Below are 18,560 nucleotides of genomic sequence, written 5' to 3'. Positions count from 1 at the left end.
ATGTCCGCTACCAGCGCGCGCCGCACGCATCCGATGTGGTTCCTGATCCCGGCCTTCGCGATCCTGTTCGTCTTCTTCTTCCTGCCGACCCTGTTCAACTTCATCTACGCCTTCACCGACTGGTCCAGCTTCAAGAGCGAGATCCGCCCCGTGGGGCTGGACAACCTCACCGACCTGCTGTCGGACGGCACACTGTTCAGCGCGCTGCGCATCACGGTGAGTTACGCCGTCCTGGTGGCGCTGTTCCAGAACCTGTTCGGGTTCGGCCTGGCCGTGCTGCTGGAGCGCGACACCTGGCTGAACCGGGTCGCCCGGCTGCTCTTCCTCATCCCGGTGCTGATGTCGGCGCTGGCGGTCGGCTACGTCTTCCAGGCGCTGCTGAAACCCAACGGCAGCCTGAACGGCCTGCTCGGCGGCCTGCTCGGCCACCCGGTGAGCGTCGCGTGGCTCGGCGACACCACCTGGACGCTGGTCGTGGTCTCGGTCATCCACGCCTGGAAGTGGATGGGGCTTTCCATGCTCATCTACCTGGCCGGGCTGAAGACCGTGCCGGAGGACGTCACCGAGGCCGCCAGGATGGACGGCGCCTCGCCCTGGCAGGCGTTCTGGTCGATCCGCTTCCCGCTGCTGGCGCCGGCGGTGACCTTCAACGTCGCCACCGCGCTGCTCGGCTCGATGAACGGCTTCGACATCGTCCAGGCCACCACCGGGGGCGGGCCGGCGCGCAGCACCGAGATCCTCAACATCTTCATCTACCGCACCTTCGGCCAGGGCCTGTTCGCGCAGGCCACGACCATGAGCCTGGTGCTGTTCCTGCTGGTCGGGCTGCTGGCCTTCCCCGTCATCCGGATTCTGCGCAAGCGGGAGGAGATCCTGTGACCGTTCGTACGGGCGGGAGTGTCCGCCCATGACCATCCCCGCTTACGGCGTCCGCGGCCGCCGGGTCCGGCCGCCCCGCGCGAGCGGCCTCGCGGCGCGGCTGCGTCCCTTCGCCGTCGTCGCGCTCGTCGCCACCGTGATGGGCGTGCCGCTGTGGCTGATCGTCTCGACGGCGGCCAAGTCACAGTCCGAGGCGCTCTCGCCGGACCTGTCGCTCCCGTCGCGCTGGCTCCTGTGGGACAACCTCGCGCAGGTGTGGACCCAGGGCGACATCCCGGCCGCGTTCCTCGGCAGCGTACTGATCGTGGTCCCGGCCGTCGCCCTGGTCCTGACGTTCGGCTCCATGGCGGCGTGGATCCTGGCCCGCCGGGCCACCCGGCTCAACGCCGTCCTGTACGCGCTGGCCATCAGCGGCATCGTGCTGCCGCCCGCCGTGGTGACGATCGTGCTGCTGCTGCGCCAGCTCGGCCTGGCCGGCACCCTCACCGGCATGATCGGCGTCTACGTCGGCATCTACCTGTCGACCGTCGTCTTCTTCGTCACCGGCTTCGTCCGTACGGTGCCGCTGTCGATCGAGGAGGCCGCGCGCATGGACGGCGCGGGCCCCGTGCGGGTCTTCGTCTCGGTCATCCTGCCGATGCTGCGCCCGGTGCTGGCCACCGCCACGATCCTCATCTGCCTGTACGTGTGGAACGACGTCTTCTACGCGTTCTTCGTCATCGGCGGACGGATGGACACCTTGCCCCTGAACCTGTTCCAGGTGGCCAACGCCGGGCTCTACCTCAACAACTGGCACTTGATCTTCGCCTACATCATCCTCATGAGCCTGCCGCTGCTGATCGTCTTCGCCGTGGCGCAGCGCAGGATCATCTCGGGGATCACCGGGGGCGCGGTGAAGTAGGGGCTACTGGGGGACGGTCCACTTCTGCGGGTCGAGGCCGTTGCAGTCGTAGATCTGCAGGCGGGTGCCGTTGGCCGTGGCGCCCTGTGGGCTGTCGAGGCAGCGGCCCGACTGCGGGTTGAGCAGCGAGCCGTTGGCCTGCTTGCGCCACTGCTGGCCGCCCGCGGTGTTGCACTCCCACAGCTGGACCTTGCTGAAGTTCGCGGTGGCGTTGGCGTCGATGTCGAGGCACTTGCCGAACGCCCGGATCGTGCCGTTCGGGTGCATCGACCAGCGCTGGCCGGTGGCGATGCCGCAGTCCCAGAGCTGGACGGCGTTGCGGTTGGCGTTGGTGTTGGTGTCGACGTCCAGGCACTTGCCGGCCGTGGCCGGGCCGGTGATCTGTCCGACCGGGCCGCCCAGCGTGCCGATGCCGTAGCGGACCTGGCACTGGTTGCCGGTGAGCTGGGTCCCGGCCAGGTAGAGGAAGCTCGTGCCGTCGGCGGCGGGCACGATCGGCGAGCTGTAGCCGGGGCAGGCCGGCGCCCCGGGGGCGTAGCCGCCGGTGGGGTTGACGGTCACCGGGGCCTCGATCTCGGTCCACGCGCCCGCGCCCAGGTTGGTGTTGGCGAACAGGACCAGGCCCGACTCGCCCTCCACGGTCTTGTCGCCGGTGGGGCCGGCGACCACGCGCTGGCCGGACATCAGCAGCGTGCCGTTGGCCCCGCCGCCGGGCAGCCAGGCGACATAGGGGGTGTGCAGCAGCTCCCGGCTGTCGGAGGTGCGCACGATGGTCCCGGCCGCGCTCCAGTTGAGGCCGTCGGGGCTGGTCTTGGTGTAGACCTCGCACGCGTGGTCGGGGTCGGTGGCGTCGCGGCACAGCTCGTACGCCATCAGGAACGTGCCGTTTGGCAGCGGCGTGAGGATGGACATGCCGGGCCTGGCCAGGTTGTCGCCGGGGAAGGCCACGTCCTGGGTGAGCGTGGCGCTCCAGGTCTGGCCGCCGTTGGTGGAGGTGTAGTGGCCGATGACCTGGTTGTTGGTCGGGGTGTTCGCGGGCCGCTCGTCGGAGATGAAGCAGGCCAGGGTGTTGTTCGGGGCGAGCAGGAACCACGGCTCCCAGATACCGTGCCCAACGGTGTTGGGCTGGCCGCTGCTCTGCGTGCAGTTGGACAGCCACGTCCAGGTGACGCCGTGGTCGGTGCTCTTGAACACCTCGACCTTCTGCGCGGTGAAGTCGCCGACGTGCCAGGCCGTGCCCGCCGCCAGCAGGTCGCCCTGGTTCAGGCCGTTCGCGGTGCGCGGCACCTCGTACAGGACCGGGGCGCCCAGGTCCCAGCCGGAGGTGTGCGAGGTGATCGTGGAGATGGGGTTGGCGGTCCAGGTACGGCCGCCGTCGGTGCTGCGGTAGATCGGGAAGGCGTTGGGCGCGTTGTGGTTGTTGCGGGCGAACGTGGCCAGCATCGTCTCGTTCGGCGAGCCGTCGTAGTCGAGCCGGACGGCCCTGGGGTAGCTGGCGTCACCCTGGGGATAGGTGGTCAGGTTGGGGGAGTAGAGCACCTGTCCGGCCGGGGCGGCCGAGGCGGGACCGGCCAGGGCCACGAGCAGCCCGGCGATCAGGGTCAGCGCCATCACCAGCGGTAACGGGCGCCTGGGGGGTGGTGCGATGCGCACGGTGTCTCCTGGGGTGGGGGCCCGGTGAGCGGATCTCACCGGGATGTTTCCGGCTGTGCTCAGGGGCGGGCCTGGGGGTCGTCGCCGATGATCGGGGCGATGTGGGTGTCCACGTCGACGGCGGAGCGGGCCAGGACGGTGCCGTCGTCGGACACGAGGGCGATGTGCAGGCGGCCGCTGGTCCAGCCGTCGGGCAGTTCGGCGTGCACCTCTGCGGGCGCGCCGAGCAGGAACGGCTTGGCCTCGGCCCGCTCCCCGGCCGTCCCCGGTCGCGCGGGCGCGGGCCCGAAGACGGCGGACCAGGCGGTGTGCAGGTGGCCGCTGACGGACTCCGTGCCGTGATGGGAGATCCGGACCGGGACCGCGACCCGCCCGGTCTCGCTGAGCAGGTCACGGCCGGGGGCGACGGGGACCACGTCCAGGACGAGCGTCGTCGTGGCGTTGACGTGCGCCGGGTCCACCCCGGCCAGGTCCTTGGGGCGGCGCTCGAAGTCCAGCAGCCCGGCCGACTCGTGCTCGATGTCGTACAGCTCGGTGTAGACGTAGCCGGCCAGCCGGTCGTGGCGCCGCATCTCCTGGGTCTGCCAGCGCAACTGCCAGCCCCGCTGCACGCTGGTGAAGCCGGTGCCGTACTCGCTGTTCAGGTTGGGCAGACCGCGCACCGGCTGCGACGGCGTCCCGGCCAGCTTCTTGCGGACCACGTAGTCGGGGCCGAGCGGGACGGGGAAGTCGTCCTGGTCGCCGTTCAGCAGCGCGGCGATCGTCCGGCCCCAGGAGGCGGCCGACTCGTCGTAGTAGTGCCAGTCGAGCAGGTCGGTCTTCACGTGCGCCCAGCCGGAGTTGTCGACCGCGGGCCGGGTCGGGTCGAGGGCCTTGAGCAGGTCGTACGCGCGGGCCGCGGCCTCCTGCTTGGCCGGGTCGCCGGGAATGTCCCAGTCCAGGCCCCACTCCTCGTTGTACAGGCCCCAGATGACGATCGCGGGGGAGTTGCCGTCGCGCTCGGCCATCGGGGCGATCTGCGCCTCGAAGGCGGCGACCGACTCCGCCGAGAACCGGCCGGTGGCGGCGGGTTCCGCCCAGATCAGCATGCCGAGCGTGTCGGCATGGTGAACGAAGCGCGGATCCTCCAGCTTGAGATGCTTGCGCACCAGGTTGTAGCCCGCGGCGGCGGCCAGCTCGAGGTCGCGGCGCAGCGCGGCGTCGTCGGGCGCGGTGATGCCGGTACGCGGCCAGTAGCCCTGGTCGAGGACGCCGCGTACGAACAGGCGGTGGCCGTTGAGGTACAGGTCCTCGCCGGACACCTCGATCCGGCGCAGCCCGGTGTAGCCGGTGACCCGGTCGGTGCCGTCGGCCGAGACCAGTTCGGCGTCCACGTGGTACAGATGCGGGTCCTCGGGCGACCACAGGCGCGGCTCGGCGATCGGCAGCACACCCCGCGCGACACCATCGGAGATCGCCACGTCCACCGTCGTTCCGTGGTCGCGCACGGTCAGCCGGAGTGTCGCCGGAGCCGGGCCCTCGACGCGGGCCTCGACCTCGATGCCGTCCAGCCCCTCGGTCGGCCGCAGCTTCAGCGCGGCCACGTGGGTGGCGGGCCGCGCTTCCAGCCAGACGCTCTGCCAGATGCCCGACGAAGGGGTGAAGCACACGCCGTCGAAGTCGTCGCGCGGGATGCTGCGCTGCTTGCCGTGCGCGATCTCCCGCTTGTCGGCGGGGGAGGAGACCCGTACCAGGATCTCCTGCTCGCCCTCGCGCAGCGCGTCGGTGATGTCCGCCTCGAACGGCGTGTATCCGCCCACGTGGCGGGCCACCTCGGTGTCGTTGACCCAGACGGTGGCCTCGTGGTGCACGGCCCCGAAGTGGAGGACGATCCGCTGCCCCGCCCAGCCGGCGGGGACGGTGATCCGGCGGCGGTACCAGGCGACCGGCAGCCAGTGGGCCTCGATGCCGGAGGCCGGGGTCTCCCAGGCGAACGGCACGGTGATGGTCCGGTCCCAGCCCGGGTCGGCGTCGGCCCGGAAGTCCCAGTCGCCGTTCAGGCTCGACCAGGAGTGCGACCGGTCGAAGTGGGGGCGCGGGTATTCCGCACGCGGCGTCATTGGAAGGGTGCTCCGATCATGAGAGGTGTGCGCGGTCAGCCCTTGACGCTGCCGGCGAGGATTCCGCTGATGAAGTGGCGCTGCAGCAGGATGAAGATCACCAGTAGCGGCAGCATGGCGATGCTGCCGGCGGCGAGCAGCTCACCCCAGACGGTGGCGAAGTCGGCGCCGACGCGGTTGCCGGTGACGTTCTGCGCCAGGGTCGACAGCACCACCTGGACCGTCTGGTGCGCGGTGTCGTTGACGGCGACGACCGGCCAGACGAAGTCGTTGTAGATGTTCATGGTGGTCAGCACGGCCAGCGCGGCCAGGCCGGGCCGGATCACCGGGATGACGACCCGGGCGAAGACCCCGAACTCGCTCGCGCCGTCCACCCGCCCGGCGTCGAGTAGTTCGTCCGGGATGGCGGCGATGACCTGGCGCATCCAGAAGATGCTGAAGGCGTCGACGCTGCCCGGCAGGATCAGCGCCTGGTAGGTGTTTACCCAGCCCAGCGCGCTCATCTCCAGCAGCAGCGGGATGATCAGCACCAGGGTCGGCAGCATCAGCGTGAGCATCACCACCCCGAACAGCGCGTTCTTGCCGGGGAAGGTGTACTTGGCGAAGGCGTAGCCGGCCAGCGGGCAGAACACCATCGTCATCGCGCCCTTGACCGCCAGGACCAGCGCGGTGTTCACGAAGCCGGTGCCGATCGGCACGTCGGCGAACATGGCCCGATAGTTGTCCAGCGTCGGGCCGCCCACCGACAGCGGACTGGTGATGATCTCGGCGGCGGGCTTGAGCGAGGAGCTGAGCGCCCACCAGATCGGGTACAGGAACGCGACGGCGAGCAGCGCGAGCACCACGTACTGCACCGGACCGGGCCTGGCCTGCTTCATGACACCTCGTCTTTCGGGCGCAGCAGCCGGACCGCGCCCAGCGAGAGGCCGAACACCAGCAGCACCAGCAGGAAGGAGTTGGCGGCACCGGTGCCCAGGTCGGATGCCGAGATGTGGTCATAGAGGTAGAGGCCGGCCGTGGTGGTGGAGCCGTAGGGGCCGCCCTCGGTGACCACGTACGGCTCGGCGAACATCTGGAAGACCGCCAGCGTCTGCACGACCACCAGGAAGGCGATGCTGCGCCGGACGAGCGGCACGGTCAGCGACCAGAACTGCCGCCATCGCGAGGCGCCGTCGATCGAGGCGGCCTCGTACACGGCACCCGGTACGGCCTGCAGTCCGGCGAGCAGGATGATGATCGCGAAGCCGGTGGTCTTCCACAGGAACAGCAGCGCGAGCGTCGGCTTGGCCCACGCGGTGGAGGTCAGCCAGCTGACGGCGGGCAGGCCCATCAGCCCGAGCACGTGGTTGATCAGCCCGTAGTCCTCGTCGAACACCACGATCCACACCTGCGCCATGGCCACCAGCGGTGTCACGAAGGGCGCGATGAAGGCGACCCTGAACAGCCCGCGCAGCCGCAGCCGCGCGTTGGCCAGCAGTACCGCCGCGCCCAGTCCGGCGATGACCTGGACCGGCACGATCAGCAGCCACATCACCGCGCTGTTGCCGAGCGAGGCCCAGAAGTCGGGGTTGGTCAGCAGGTAGACGTAGTTGCCCACGCCGACCCAGGTGGCCTCGCCCGCGCCGCGCCAGCGGGTGAGGCTGAGGCGCAGCGCGTAGACCAGCGGGTAGACGCCGAAGGCCGCGAAGACCGCGAAGAACGGCGCGATGAACAGGTACGGCGAGAGCCGGGGCAGGCGCCGCGAGCCGGTGGCGGCCCGCCCTGCCGTCGTGGCGGTGAGACTCGACATCAGGCCCGGTCGATCAGGTTGCGCTGGATCTTCTTGGCCGACTCGGCGATCACGTCGTCGGGGGACATCTTCCCCTCGATCAGGCGCTGGGTGTTGTCACCGAGATAGTCCACGGACTGGGCCCACCACACGGGGATCGGCGCGGCGGCCGGGATGGTGGCGGCGGCCTCGACGGCGACCTTCCACAGGTCCTGGCCGCCGAGCGCGTCGATCGGCTTGAACAGCGGCTTGTCCGGCTTCAGCGCCGGGGTGAAGGAGGGTACGGAGGTGGACAGCCCACCGGGGTAGATGCTGTTGGGGCCGTAGACGGCGGTGCAGCCGGGCTCGGTGAAGCACAGGAACTCATACAGCAGCCAGGCCAGCTCCGGGTTCTTCGCCTTGGCGGGGATGATGAAGCTGCTGCCGCCCATGGCGCCGCTGCGGGCGCCGCCGGGCGTCCACGCGGGCAGGGGGGCGGCCCGCCACTTGCCCTTGGTGGCCTTGAGCAGTTGCTGCGGCGCGAACGACCACCAGATCGCCCACGGGACGAACACCTGCTGCCCGCTGTCGAGGGTGTTGATGTCGGCCGCTTCCAGGTAGGGCGCGTGGGTGACCAGGTCGCCCTTGACCGCGTCCTGGATCCAGGTCAGGGTCCGCCGGTACTCGGCCGACTCCAGGCGGAGCCTGCCCTGCGCGTCGGCGAGGCTCGTGCCCTGCTGGTTGGCCAGCATCTCCAGCCAGAGCTGGCCGAGGAAGGGGTTCTTGTCCAGGTGGATGGGCTTGGTCTTCGGGTCCTTCTCCTTGATCGTCCGGGCCGCGGTCAGCAGGTCGTCGTAGGTGCCGATCCCGGCCGGGTCGACGCCGGCGTCCTGCAGGATGTCCTCCCGGTACCAGAGCAGGCCGGGGTCCAGGTCCCACGGCACGCCGAAGATCTTGCCGCCGACGGTGTTGACGGACAGCTTGTACGGGGCGACCCTGTCGCGGTAGGGGGCGATCAGGTCGGTCAGGTCGTACAGGTGCTCGGACTGGCCGCCGATCTTGGCGTCGTCCCAGAAGCTGCCGTCCGGCACGTCGGTGCCGCTGATCAGGGTGTTGGCCAGCTTGGCGTCGATGTCGACGGCCAGGTGGTTCACCTTGACTCCGGGGTAGGCCTCCCGGAACTTGCCGATCGCCGCGTCGAACACCTTGAACAGGTCACCGGACCGGTTCCAGATCGTGATCTCGCCCTTGGCGGAGGTGGACGCCGTGACGGTGGGCTTGGCCAGCTTGCTCGGCGCCGCGCTGGTGCCGCCGCCGGGAGCGCAGGCGCCGGCCGCGGCCAGCGCGCCGATTCCGAGCGCTCCCTTGAGGAAGCCGCGGCGGGCCATGGCGGGTGTGGACATCTCTACTCCTCGGACGGGGTACGGCGCGGCTTGCGGAGAAACGCTCTGCAACGATGCAGACATCATGCATACTCCTCTGCAACGATGCAAGAGTGAGTTATGATCACACCAACCGCAGAGGAGGAACATGGCCCGTCCAACGTTGCGTGACGTCGCCAAGCGGGCGAACGTCTCGATCCGCACGGTGTCCAACGTGGTCAACGGCTACGCGCCGGTCTCCGACGAGCTGCGGGCCCGGGTGCAGGTCGTGCTGGACGAGGTGGGTTACCGGCCCAACCTGATCGCCCGCAACCTCAAGCAGGGCCGTACCGGGATGATCGGCCTGGTCGTCCCCGAGCTGGACGTCCCCTACTTCGCCGAGCTGGTGCGCGAGGTGATCACCGCGGCCAGGGCGCACGGCTACGTGGTGATGGTCGACCAGACCGACGGCGACGCCGAGCGGGAGCGTGAGCTGCTGGCCCGTGACTCAAGGGCCAGCATGTTCGACGGCCTGCTGCTGAGCCCGCTGGCCATCTCCGCCGAGGAGCTGCGCGGCCGGGGCAACCGGGTCCCGATCGTGCTGCTCGGCGAGCACATCTTCAACGGCAGCTTCCACCACGTCGCCATCGACAACGTCGCCGCCGCCCGTACGGCCACCGGGCACCTGCTGGAGCAGGGCCGCCGCCGCGTCGCCGCCATCGGCGACCAGCCGTACGCGACCGGCGAGACCGCGCAGCTGCGCACCTCCGGCTACCGGCAGGCGCACGCCCGGATGGGGCTGGACGTCGACGAGCGGCTCATCGTCCCCACCCCGCGCTTCCACCGGCGTCTGGGCCTGGAGGCGATGGAGCGTCTGCTCGCGCTGCCCGACCCGCCCGACGCCGTGTTCTGCTACAACGACCTGCTCGCCCTCGGTGCGATGCGCGCCCTGACCAGGGCCGGGCGCCGCATCCCGGACGACGTCGCGGTGGTCGGCATCGACGACATCGAGGAGGGCGAGTACAGCACGCCCAGTCTCACCACGGTCGCCCCGGACAAGGCGGAGATCGCCCGGCTGGCGGTGGGCGTCCTCATCGACTCGATCAACGGCTCGGCGCCCACGCCGTCGGAGATCGTCGTCCCCCACCGCCTCATCGTCCGGGAGAGCACCGCTCTCTGACCCGGCGTAGTCTTTCCCAGCGGAGTCGGAACGCCACAGCGACCCATCCGCGGCGTAAAGCGCGGGGGGCAGCACCGCGACCTGAGCCTCGGCATGGGTGCGGGAGATGAAAATCCAGGTCACAAGCCCTCTGGCGGGGCAGTCTGGGGGCGCGCGCGTTGTTCTACCGTGGAGAGCGGGGGCAGCACCCGTCCCCGCTGACACCAGAATCCCACGGAGAACATTATGTCTATTCTGTGCTTCTTCGGCATGATCCGCCCGCCGGTTCCTGCGCCTCCGGATCTGTCCAGCGGTAGCAATGGAGCGGCGCTTGCGCGCCGTCGCCGCCGCCATCGCCACTGAGCTCAACGCTCAGACATAGAAAGACGCTCGGCAGGGAAGGCCCCTCGCCGGGCGTCTCGCTGTGCTTCCCCCCAGACGGCACGGAATTTCGTGATCGGGAAGACGAATACGCCTTTCGGTGAATAGTAGAGGAGAAGATCATCAACCTACGTCTATGAGGTAGACCGTGAATTTAGGCAAGTCGCTCATCGCCGCTCTCGCGGCGGGAGCAATCGGCGTCACGCCGGCGTGGGCCCGGCAGGCCCCGCCTCAGCAGGAGAACGGGGTGACCCTGATCACCGGTGACCGGGTCGTGGTCACCGGGCCGGGGCACCGTGTGGAGCCCGGTCCCGGCAGGCGGACGGACTTCACGAGCCAGGTGCTCGGAGGCCACCTGTACGTGATACCCGCCGACGCCACGCCGCTGATCGCCCAGGGCGTGCTGGACCGGCGGCTGTTCGACGTCACCCAGCTCCTGGCCTGGAAGTACGGCGACGCCGACACCCCCGACATCCCCGTGATCTCTCAAGGGACCGCCGGGCAGGCCGTCGCACCGCAGGGCGCCCAGCGGGTCCGGCAGTTATCCAGCCTCGGGATGAGCGCGGCGCGCGTGCCGAAGGCGAACGTCGCCCAGACCTGGAAGGATCTGACAGGCGGTGGCGCCCGCGCCCTGACGGCGGGTCGTACCAAGCTGTGGCTGGACGGCCGCAGGTCGTTCTCGCTGGACGAGAGCGTCAAGCAGATCGGCGCCCCGCAGGCGTGGCAGCAGGGCATGACGGGCAAGGGCGTCACCGTCGCGGTCCTCGACTCCGGCTACGACCCCGACCATCCGGACCTGAAGGACGCGGTACAGCAGGAGCGCAACTTCAGCGACGAACCCGACATCCGCGACTCCCTCGGCCACGGCACTCATGTCGCCTCGATCGTGGCGGGAAGGGATCAGAAGTATCGGGGCGTGGCGCCGGAGGCGACGCTGGCCATCGGGAAGGTGGGCGGTCCCGCGGGCCCGACCGATTCGGCCATCCTCGCTGGCATGGAGTGGGCGGCCGTCGAGATCAAGGCCAAAGTCGTCAACATGAGCTTCGGCGACGTGGACGCTCTCGATCTGGACCCACTGGAGCAGGCGGTCAACACGCTTTCTGAGCGGACCGGCACGCTGTTCGTCGCGGCGGCGGGAAATGACGGCGCCAGGGGCAGGGTGATCAGCCCCGGTAGCGCTGAAGCGGCGCTGACCGTGGGCGCGGTGGACAAAAAGAGTCGCCTGGCCGAATTCTCCAGCCCGGGGCCGCGAGTGAGCGACCACGCGATCAAACCCGACGTGACCGCGCCGGGCGTGAACATCGTCGCCGCGGCCGCGGCGGGCACCGCCGACGGCCTCCACCGGCCGCTCAGCGGCACCTCGATGGCCACCCCGCACGTGGCGGGAGCGGCGGCCATCCTGGCTCAGCGCCACCCGGAGTGGACGGGCGCGCAGCTCAAGGCCGCGCTGATCGGCAGCGCCGCGCCCGCTCAAGGCGCGACGCTCTATCAGCAGGGAGCCGGGCTGATCGACCTGGAACGCGCGCTGAAGCAGCAGGTCACGGTCGCGCAGGGCAACGTCTGGGCGGCCTTCCCCTGGAACGCCGCCGGCGAGCGGGTGACGACCAAAACGATCACGTACGCCAACGCGAGTGACGCTCCGGTCGCCCTCGACCTGTCGGCTCAGGGCGAGGTGCTGAAGCTGCCGGCCGACCAGGTCACGGTCCCGGCCAAGGGCGAGGCCTCGGTCACGCTCACCATCGACGCCGGTGGCAAGGCGCCGGGCGACTACCCGGGAACGGTCACCGCCAGGTCGGGCGAGACGGTGATCCGCACGCTGGCCGGCGCCTACGTCGAGCCCGAGTCCTACGACGTCACGCTCACCGTCGTCGGCAAGCAGGGCCAGCCCATCAACCCCATGCAGAGCCAGATCTATGACGCGAAGACCGGAGCCCTCCACCAGCCGGCCTTCCGTGACGGTGTGGCCAAGGTACGACTGCCCGAGGGCGACTGGAGCGTCTACACCGAGATCACGGAGAAGATCGACGGGAAGTGGGTCATGACGATCGCCGACCCCGCGCTGAAGATCGACGGCGGCGACCAGAAGCTGACGGTGGACGCGCGCCAGGGCAAGGCGGCCAAGATCACGCTTGACGATCCGAGCGCCGAACGTCAGCGCGGTTACGCCCTCGGGGTGACCCACGGCGCATGGAACTCCTGGTGGTCGACAAATGGCGACGTCAACGACAACCTCTTCGTCGTTCCCAGCCGCCAGGCAGGTCTGACCTACGGTGTGGAGACCATGTGGCTCAGCAAGGACGCGTCTCCCAGCCCGTACGTCTACCAGATCGTCGACCACCGCACCGACGGCCTCCCCGAGGATCCTGTCCACAACTTCCGGCAGAAGGATCTGGCGAAGGTCACCGCGACCTACCGGGCCGCGGGAGTGGCGGCCACGGGCATGCCGATGTCCGGACTGCGCATGGCTGATTTCCCCGGCTCGGCCCTGAGGCCGCTGGTCGACGATATCGCCTTGCCCGGCACGCTCATCCACTACCGCACGCCCGGGCTGACCTACGAGAGCGGGCTTGAGGTCGGCACCTCGCTGGTGTTCGACGGCGGCAAGCTCATGAAGCGCGGTCAGACCAGCGAGGTCTGGAACAGCGCGGTCACCGGGCCGGCGTTCCTGCTGCCGGGCGGCAGCCGTACCGGCGACAAGCTGACCTTCTCCGGAGTGGGGCTGTTCTCCGACGGGGGCGCGGGCAGGACGGGGTCGGACACCGCCGCCACCGGCGTCGCCACCCTCGCCAAGGACGGGCAGGTGCTGGCCAAGGCCGACCTCGCCGGCTGCTGGGTCTACGAGCAGGAAAAGTGCCAGTTGCGCGCCGACCTTCCCTCGGGGCGCGGCTCCTACACGCTGACCGCGTCGATGCGCAGGCAGGTCCCGCACTCGGCGCTGTCCACCGGCGTGGAGTCCGTGTGGACGTTCCCGTCCGCGACCACGGCCACGGAGCAGCCGCTGCCGCTGACCGCGGTCCGGTACAACCCCGAGGGCCTGGACGCATCGAACCGCGCCAAGCCAGGCAGCGTGACCCGCCTGCCCATTCGGATCGAGCGCAACGCCGGGTCCGCGCCGGTGAAGGCGAAGTCGGTCGGGCTGGAGATGTCCGTCGACGACGGCGCGAACTGGCGCAAGATCCCGGTCGTCCGCACCGGCTCGGGCTGGTCCGCCATGGTGCCGAACCCGGGTACGGCCGGCTTCGTCTCACTCCGCGCGGTGGTGACCGACACGGCGGGCATCGGACTGACCCAGACGATCACCCGCGCCTACGCCATCGGCTGACCGGTCGGCCACACCCACCGTCCTGGCCGGGTCCGGCCGGGGCGGTTGTGTGAGAATCTCGCCGCTCGGAGGGCTCGGTAGCCGGACTTGTTTTTGAAGCGTGCTTTGCGGCGATACGCGGGTCGGCGCTGACGATGGCCGGGTGATGTTGCTGGGTCTGGAGCGCTTTCCGTCCTTGGGGTGGTGGCGATCATGCGTTCCAGGCTCGTACTGTGGCCAGGTCCTCTGTGCAAGGGGGATGTGGGTTGGTGATACTGCTGATGGGCTTTTCTGGTTGTGTGCTTCGGAACCTGTAGTGCTCATGCGACGCGCCGGGTGTTCCGAGGGAGATATGGCCCTGTATGTTGCTTGATAGGTGAATCGTTCGAGAGTGGTTTCTGGTCTTGAGAGGCGTATTGCCCGATCAGAGGCCGTAGCGGTCGCCCTTCGGGGCGGCCGAGCATCGCAACCCCGTGGCCGACAGGCCCGGCAAGGTGTTGGTCTCCAGGTGTGGCGGTCGCCTTGCGGGGCGGCCGAGCATCGCAACAACATCTTCAAGGGGCGCGCGGTGGAGTTGTACCGATGGCGGTCGCCCTTCGGGGCGGCGAGCATCGCAACCCGAAGGCGGACGCCCGGTGCGTTGATCTAGACCAATGGCGGTTGCCCTTCGGGGCGGCCGAGCATCGTAACTGGAGAAGCCCCGGTGTCCCGTATCCAATCAGGCACGTGGCGGGCCTCCGCGCTGATGGCTGCCTCGCGCACGATCTGATGATCGAAGTCCTATCACAGGCGTGAAAGAGATACCTGGCCATTCGGGCCCGCGCCGATCGTGGAAACCATGCAACGCTACGGTACGGCTGTCCAGGACCAAAGCCTTGGTCCATGCTCGCCACGCAGACACGCCAACCTCAGCATTACTTCGTCGTGCCGAGCGGGATTCTCGGCGGCGACCTGGGCCGCCATACAGGTCATACGGAACTCGCGGACGTCCCGCAGCGTCTCGAACCCGGCCCACGAGGTGACGTCGTGCTCGTATACCCGGACGAAGGTGCCATAGTCCTCGGCGGTGATGCCGGCCAAGGTGAAAGCCTTGACAGCCGTGGAGGTCAGGTCCCATTCGGGCGGGCCGACCGAGCAGCGTTCCAGGTCGAGCAGCACAACGCCGCCGTCGTCCGTGCTCACCACGTTGCCGATCCATGCGTCCCCATGCACGACGGTCTCCGGCAGGCCCTCGGGTAGCGCTGCGTAGCGCGCCCTCAAATCGGCCAGGCGGGCGCGCATCCAGGCCAGGTCCGACTCGTCAAGGGTGGCCGCACGATCGATCCGCTCTGCGAGTCGTACGAACGGATCCAATCGGCCGATGTCGAACTCGGTCGGTGGCGGGAGGCCGTGAAGGCGGCGCAGCGTCGTCGCGACCATCAGCGCCGTGCCGTGTCGGTGGGGTGGTAGCTCTCGCCACCAGGTGACCGCGCGGCCGTCTCTCCGACGGGGCTATCTCGCGGGGGTGGCAGGACGTGAGCAGCAAGTTATGGACGGTGGCGGCCCTGGTGGCGGTCATGGTGACCGTCTCGTCTTGCGACGCAGACACCCCGCCGAAGGACACGCCCCAGCCCTCCGCCGCGAGTTGCGCGACCTCGCTCCCGCCGAATCCGCCCCCTTCTCCCACCCAGTCGACTGCCTGGGCGGCCGGGCTCTGCCTTGATGTCCAGATGCCCAAGCCGGACAGCCAGGTTCCCGCGCTGGCCGATTGCGCACTCGCGACGGCCGGGGCCCAGATCACCAAGCTCGTCTACCAGGGCAACGGGCCGGTGGAGTGCCCGAAGGACACCGACGGGATGCTGGACACCCCGACCGGTCTGGAGCCGCCGCGTACGGTCTGCCTGCGCAACCGCCGCGCCCCGCACCCGGGGGACGTCGGCAAGGGTGGCGGGATCCTACGCGTCGGCGACTGCACGCTCATCGAGGACGAGCCCGTCGTATCCGTCGAGGAGCGGGCCTGTTACGACGGCCACGGCCCCGGCAGGATCAGGAAGTTCACCAGGACGAAGAAGGCGTGTACGCGCAAGATCTGGTCCTACGCCTACAAGTGGCAGGGCTCCTACTTATGCGTCGGGCCGGGTGAGGACGCCAAGGAGGTCGGTCCCCAGTACGCGCTCGCGAGCTGCCTGACCGCTCCCAAGACGAAGCGCCGCAAGACGGTCTTCGGCACGGAGAACTCCATCGTCGGGGGACTGAAGAAGGTGTCCTGCAAGGCCAAGAAGGCGTGGGGGAAGGTGGTCGGGCACGTCAGCATCGAGTTCGAGTGTCGGCGGCCCGCCGATTACTCGGTGACGAGCTCGACGTCCACTTTGTACGGGCTCGCCTCCGGCCCCGACCCCTGCCCGGCGATCATCTGCATCCGGAGACTCTGACCCGCGCGTACGGAGCGTGACCTGTTGAGCGCCAGGAGAATGTCGGTCCTGATGGCCGGGTCCACCACGACATAAAACGCGGGGTCGTATTCCTCTGGCTCCGAGACGCGCAGGTCGTGGAGCGCCATGGTCAAAAGCGCGGGACACGCTGCCACAGTCACGTTCAGGAGCGCCTTGGGCGACTACGTTAAGGCCTGACAAATACGGACAAGACGACGCAGGAGATTTCCATGACCGACACCTCGGGCCAGGAGCTCTTAGCCAAGATCGACACCACGAGACCGCATTCGGCGCGGGTGTGGAACTATCTCCTCGGGGGCAAAGATTTCTACCCCGTCGACCGCGAGGCCGCCGACCAGTACAAGAAGACCTTCCCCGGGATCGTCGACATCGCCCGCACTGACCGAGCCTTCCTCGGCCGGGCCGTACGGTTCCTCACCGGCGAAGGCGTCCGCCAGTTCCTGGACATCGGAACCGGCCTGCCAACGATGGACAACACCCACGAGGTCGCCCAGCGGGTCGCCCCAGAGTGCCGCATCGTCTACGTCGACAACGATCCGCTGGTCCTGCTGCACGCCGAGGCGTTGCTGAAAAGCTCCGAAGAGGGGGTCTGCGACTACATCGACGCCGACCTGCGCGACCCGGACAAAATCTTGGAACGGGCCGCGCAGACGCTGAACTTCGACGAGCCAGTCGCGATCATGCTGCTGGGCATCTTGCATCTCGTCCCGGACTTCGCCCAGGTGCACCAGAGCGTGATGCGGCTGCTGGACGCCGTGCCCCCGGGCAGCTACCTGGCGATCACCCACGCCACCCTCGATTTCGACGGCGAGACGACCGCCCAGGCCGAGGCCCAGCAGGAATGGAACAAGAAGGCCGACTCGATAACCCCCCGTACCCGCGCCGACATCAGCCGCTTCTTCGACGGCCTGCAAATGGTAGAACCCGGCCTGGTCTCGATGTCACGGTGGCGGGTCGAGGCCACCCCCTGGGGTGAACCCGCCGAACTGGCTGGCTACTGCGGAGTCGGCCGAAAGCCCTGAAACCGCCGATGCCGCCCTGGAGATCTGCATCGATCTTGGGAGTCCAGCGAGGATGCGCCGCGGACAGGGTAAATCAGTATCACTGAGGTCAGGTTCTTTGGTGTAGCGCGTGAAGGGTATCGCGTCGAAAGTATTGCCGTATCGGCTTAGTCACCATGCGTGATTTTCTTGGTGAACTGGAGCCTGGGGGCAGAACGGTCAGAAGTCGTGCCGTCATATGCGGCGGGAATTCCCGATACCGGGAATTTCCGCTGGTCAGAAGCTTTCGAGACGAGTTGACTCGCTCGCACATGGGAAGTTTCCATAGCCCAGTGCCAGGCGCGGCGCTCGAAGGGAAGAGGCGGCGGGAGATCAAGTGGAATATGGTGTTTGAGCCAGCTGCCGTGGCAGGATGATCGACGGTCAGACCGGGGAAATTCACCGATTTGGGAGCATGCATGCCGACTGTTCGCGGTACAGGCGACTTGCCGCGAATCTCCGACGGGGATTTGCGTCAGTCTGGGCCGACAGCGTTACGGATGTTAGTCGGCGCGTACCTGCGACAGTTGCGCGAGTCACGGGAGATCACTCGCGAAGCCGCCGGATATGTCATCCGGAGTTCACATTCCAAGATCAGCCGCTTGGAGTGCGGGCGGACCAGTTTCAAGTTGCGTGATGTGGCTGACCTGCTCACCCTGTACGGCGTGGACGAGGCCGAACGCCAGACCGTACTCATCATGGCCAAGCAGGCCAACGCGCCCGGCTGGTGGCAGGGCTACCGAGATGTACTCCCCGACTGGTTCGACGCTTACCTTGGGCTGGAGCAGGACGCGGCCATCATCCGCACCTACGGGGTCCAGTTCGTCCCCGGCCTGCTGCAGACCGAGGATTACGCCCGCGCGGTCATCGCAGACGGCTACGAGAACGCCTCTGCCGAGCAGATCGAGCGCCGGGTCGCGGTACGGATGCGCCGCCAGCAGATCCTGATGTCACCCACGTCGCGCAAGCTTTGGGTGGTGATGGACGAGGCGGCGCTGCGCCGTCAGGTCGGCGGCAGCACGACGATGCGCGCCCAGCTCGAACATCTCCTGGAGATGGCCGTGTTGCGTCACGTCACCCTTCAGGTTCTTCCCTTCAGCTCTGGCAGCCGCGTCGGAGGTGTCGGCCCCATCACCCTCCTTCGGTTCGCCCAGGCAGAACTGGATGATGTTGTCTATCTTGAGCAACTCGCTAGCGCGCAATATCTGAGCAAGGAATCCGACGTTCGCCCGTACCGGCATCTGCTGAACCAGCTCGGTGTCCACGCGCAGTCCGCGGCCGAGTCCCGGACGACTCTCCGCCAGATCATCAGCACGTTGTAGCTCGCTGCTCCGGGCAGCGGTGACTCGATGGGCCGAGGAGACCGCTGCCAGTTCGAGCGCGGGGATAAGGCGCTGGAGATCGAGCCCATGCAGGCGTCGGGCGGCTCGCGTCCGGGCGGAGATCCCCGCGCGGCCAAGCGCCGGGTGGGCCATCGGGTCGATCGTCCGGTCTCGGTGCAGGAGAAGATCGAGGCCCGGTTGCTGCAGGCCGGTGTCTGCTCGGTCGGCCATCCCAGAGCGGCCTGACGCGTTTCGGCGTCGCCGCTGTTGGCTTGCCAAGAGCTT

13 protein-coding genes and 1 pseudogene are annotated in these 18,560 nt (G+C 68.6%); 8 read left to right on the top strand and 6 right to left on the bottom strand.

All coding sequences use genetic code 11. The features are described 5' to 3' along the window. Together ACGFJ2_RS50120 and ACGFJ2_RS50115 are read left to right on the top strand one after the other, a co-directional pair. Complete coding sequence (locus ACGFJ2_RS50120) at positions 1 to 879, top strand: carbohydrate ABC transporter permease (RefSeq protein WP_393480800.1); 879 nt, start codon at positions 1 to 3, stop codon at positions 877 to 879. Positions 880 to 907: 28 nt separating this feature from the next. After that, positions 908 to 1,780, top strand: a complete 873-nt coding sequence (locus ACGFJ2_RS50115) for a carbohydrate ABC transporter permease (RefSeq protein WP_393480798.1) — start codon at positions 908 to 910, stop codon at positions 1,778 to 1,780. Between the two features lie 3 nt (positions 1,781 to 1,783). On the opposite strand, the gene ACGFJ2_RS50110 is transcribed toward ACGFJ2_RS50115, so the two are convergent. The 5 genes from ACGFJ2_RS50110 to ACGFJ2_RS50090 are packed head-to-tail and all read right to left on the bottom strand — an operon-like array spanning position 1,784 to position 8,682. Next, positions 1,784 to 3,433: a ricin-type beta-trefoil lectin domain protein gene (locus tag ACGFJ2_RS50110; protein WP_393480795.1), complete on the bottom strand. Its 1,650-nt coding sequence runs from the start codon at positions 3,431 to 3,433 to the stop codon at positions 1,784 to 1,786. Between the two features lie 59 nt (positions 3,434 to 3,492). Next, the gene (locus ACGFJ2_RS50105; RefSeq protein WP_393480792.1) at positions 3,493 to 5,532 is read right to left on the bottom strand and encodes a glycoside hydrolase family 2 protein; all 2,040 of its coding nucleotides are present in this window, start codon (positions 5,530 to 5,532) and stop codon (positions 3,493 to 3,495) included. A gap of 35 nt (positions 5,533 to 5,567) precedes the next feature. Continuing rightward, positions 5,568 to 6,410 carry a carbohydrate ABC transporter permease gene (locus tag ACGFJ2_RS50100; RefSeq protein ID WP_225294743.1) on the bottom strand — a complete coding sequence of 281 codons (843 nt, stop codon included), beginning with the start codon at positions 6,408 to 6,410 and terminating at the stop codon, positions 5,568 to 5,570. Further along, positions 6,407 to 7,321 carry a carbohydrate ABC transporter permease gene (locus ACGFJ2_RS50095; RefSeq protein ID WP_393480789.1) on the bottom strand — a complete coding sequence of 305 codons (915 nt, stop codon included), beginning with the start codon at positions 7,319 to 7,321 and terminating at the stop codon, positions 6,407 to 6,409. Before ACGFJ2_RS50095 ends, ACGFJ2_RS50100 begins: the two co-directional genes overlap by 4 nt. Next, positions 7,321 to 8,682, bottom strand: a complete 1,362-nt coding sequence (locus ACGFJ2_RS50090) for an ABC transporter substrate-binding protein (protein WP_393480786.1) — start codon at positions 8,680 to 8,682, stop codon at positions 7,321 to 7,323. The genes ACGFJ2_RS50095 and ACGFJ2_RS50090 overlap by 1 nt, the downstream gene beginning before the upstream one ends. Positions 8,683 to 8,809: 127 nt before the next feature. Here ACGFJ2_RS50090 and ACGFJ2_RS50085 point away from each other — a divergent pair, with 127 nt between their 5' ends. Next, positions 8,810 to 9,820 carry a LacI family DNA-binding transcriptional regulator gene (locus ACGFJ2_RS50085; protein WP_393480783.1) on the top strand — a complete coding sequence of 337 codons (1,011 nt, stop codon included), beginning with the start codon at positions 8,810 to 8,812 and terminating at the stop codon, positions 9,818 to 9,820. A gap of 508 nt (positions 9,821 to 10,328) precedes the next feature. Then, on the top strand, positions 10,329 to 13,502 hold the full coding sequence (locus tag ACGFJ2_RS50080) for a S8 family serine peptidase (RefSeq protein ID WP_393480780.1): 3,174 nt from the start codon (positions 10,329 to 10,331) through the stop codon (positions 13,500 to 13,502). A gap of 825 nt (positions 13,503 to 14,327) precedes the next feature. On the opposite strand, the pseudogene ACGFJ2_RS50075 reads toward ACGFJ2_RS50080, so the two are convergent. Further along, positions 14,328 to 14,921: pseudogene (locus tag ACGFJ2_RS50075) on the bottom strand (phosphotransferase family protein); the annotation flags it as partial. A gap of 74 nt (positions 14,922 to 14,995) precedes the next feature. Here ACGFJ2_RS50075 and ACGFJ2_RS50070 point away from each other — a divergent pair. The 4 genes from ACGFJ2_RS50070 (at position 14,996) to ACGFJ2_RS50055 (ending at position 18,521) form a co-directional block, all read left to right on the top strand. Further along, positions 14,996 to 15,892 (top strand): hypothetical protein, encoded by an 897-nt coding sequence (locus ACGFJ2_RS50070; protein ID WP_393480778.1) that lies wholly within the window; start codon positions 14,996 to 14,998, stop codon positions 15,890 to 15,892. A 230-nt stretch (positions 15,893 to 16,122) separates the two neighbouring features. Next, positions 16,123 to 16,935: an SAM-dependent methyltransferase gene (locus tag ACGFJ2_RS50065; protein ID WP_393480775.1), complete on the top strand. Its 813-nt coding sequence runs from the start codon at positions 16,123 to 16,125 to the stop codon at positions 16,933 to 16,935. A 437-nt stretch (positions 16,936 to 17,372) separates the two neighbouring features. Next, the gene (locus tag ACGFJ2_RS50060; RefSeq protein ID WP_393480772.1) at positions 17,373 to 18,275 is read left to right on the top strand and encodes a helix-turn-helix domain-containing protein; all 903 of its coding nucleotides are present in this window, start codon (positions 17,373 to 17,375) and stop codon (positions 18,273 to 18,275) included. A gap of 27 nt (positions 18,276 to 18,302) precedes the next feature. Next, the gene (locus ACGFJ2_RS50055) at positions 18,303 to 18,521 is read left to right on the top strand and encodes a hypothetical protein (protein WP_357952762.1); all 219 of its coding nucleotides are present in this window, start codon (positions 18,303 to 18,305) and stop codon (positions 18,519 to 18,521) included. Positions 18,522 to 18,560 lie beyond the last annotated feature (39 nt).

It is taken from the genome of Nonomuraea sp. NPDC049028 (genome assembly GCF_043197735.1).
Taxonomy (GTDB): domain Bacteria; phylum Actinomycetota; class Actinomycetes; order Streptosporangiales; family Streptosporangiaceae; genus Nonomuraea.
This window is presented reverse-complemented; position numbering and strand designations above follow the sequence as displayed.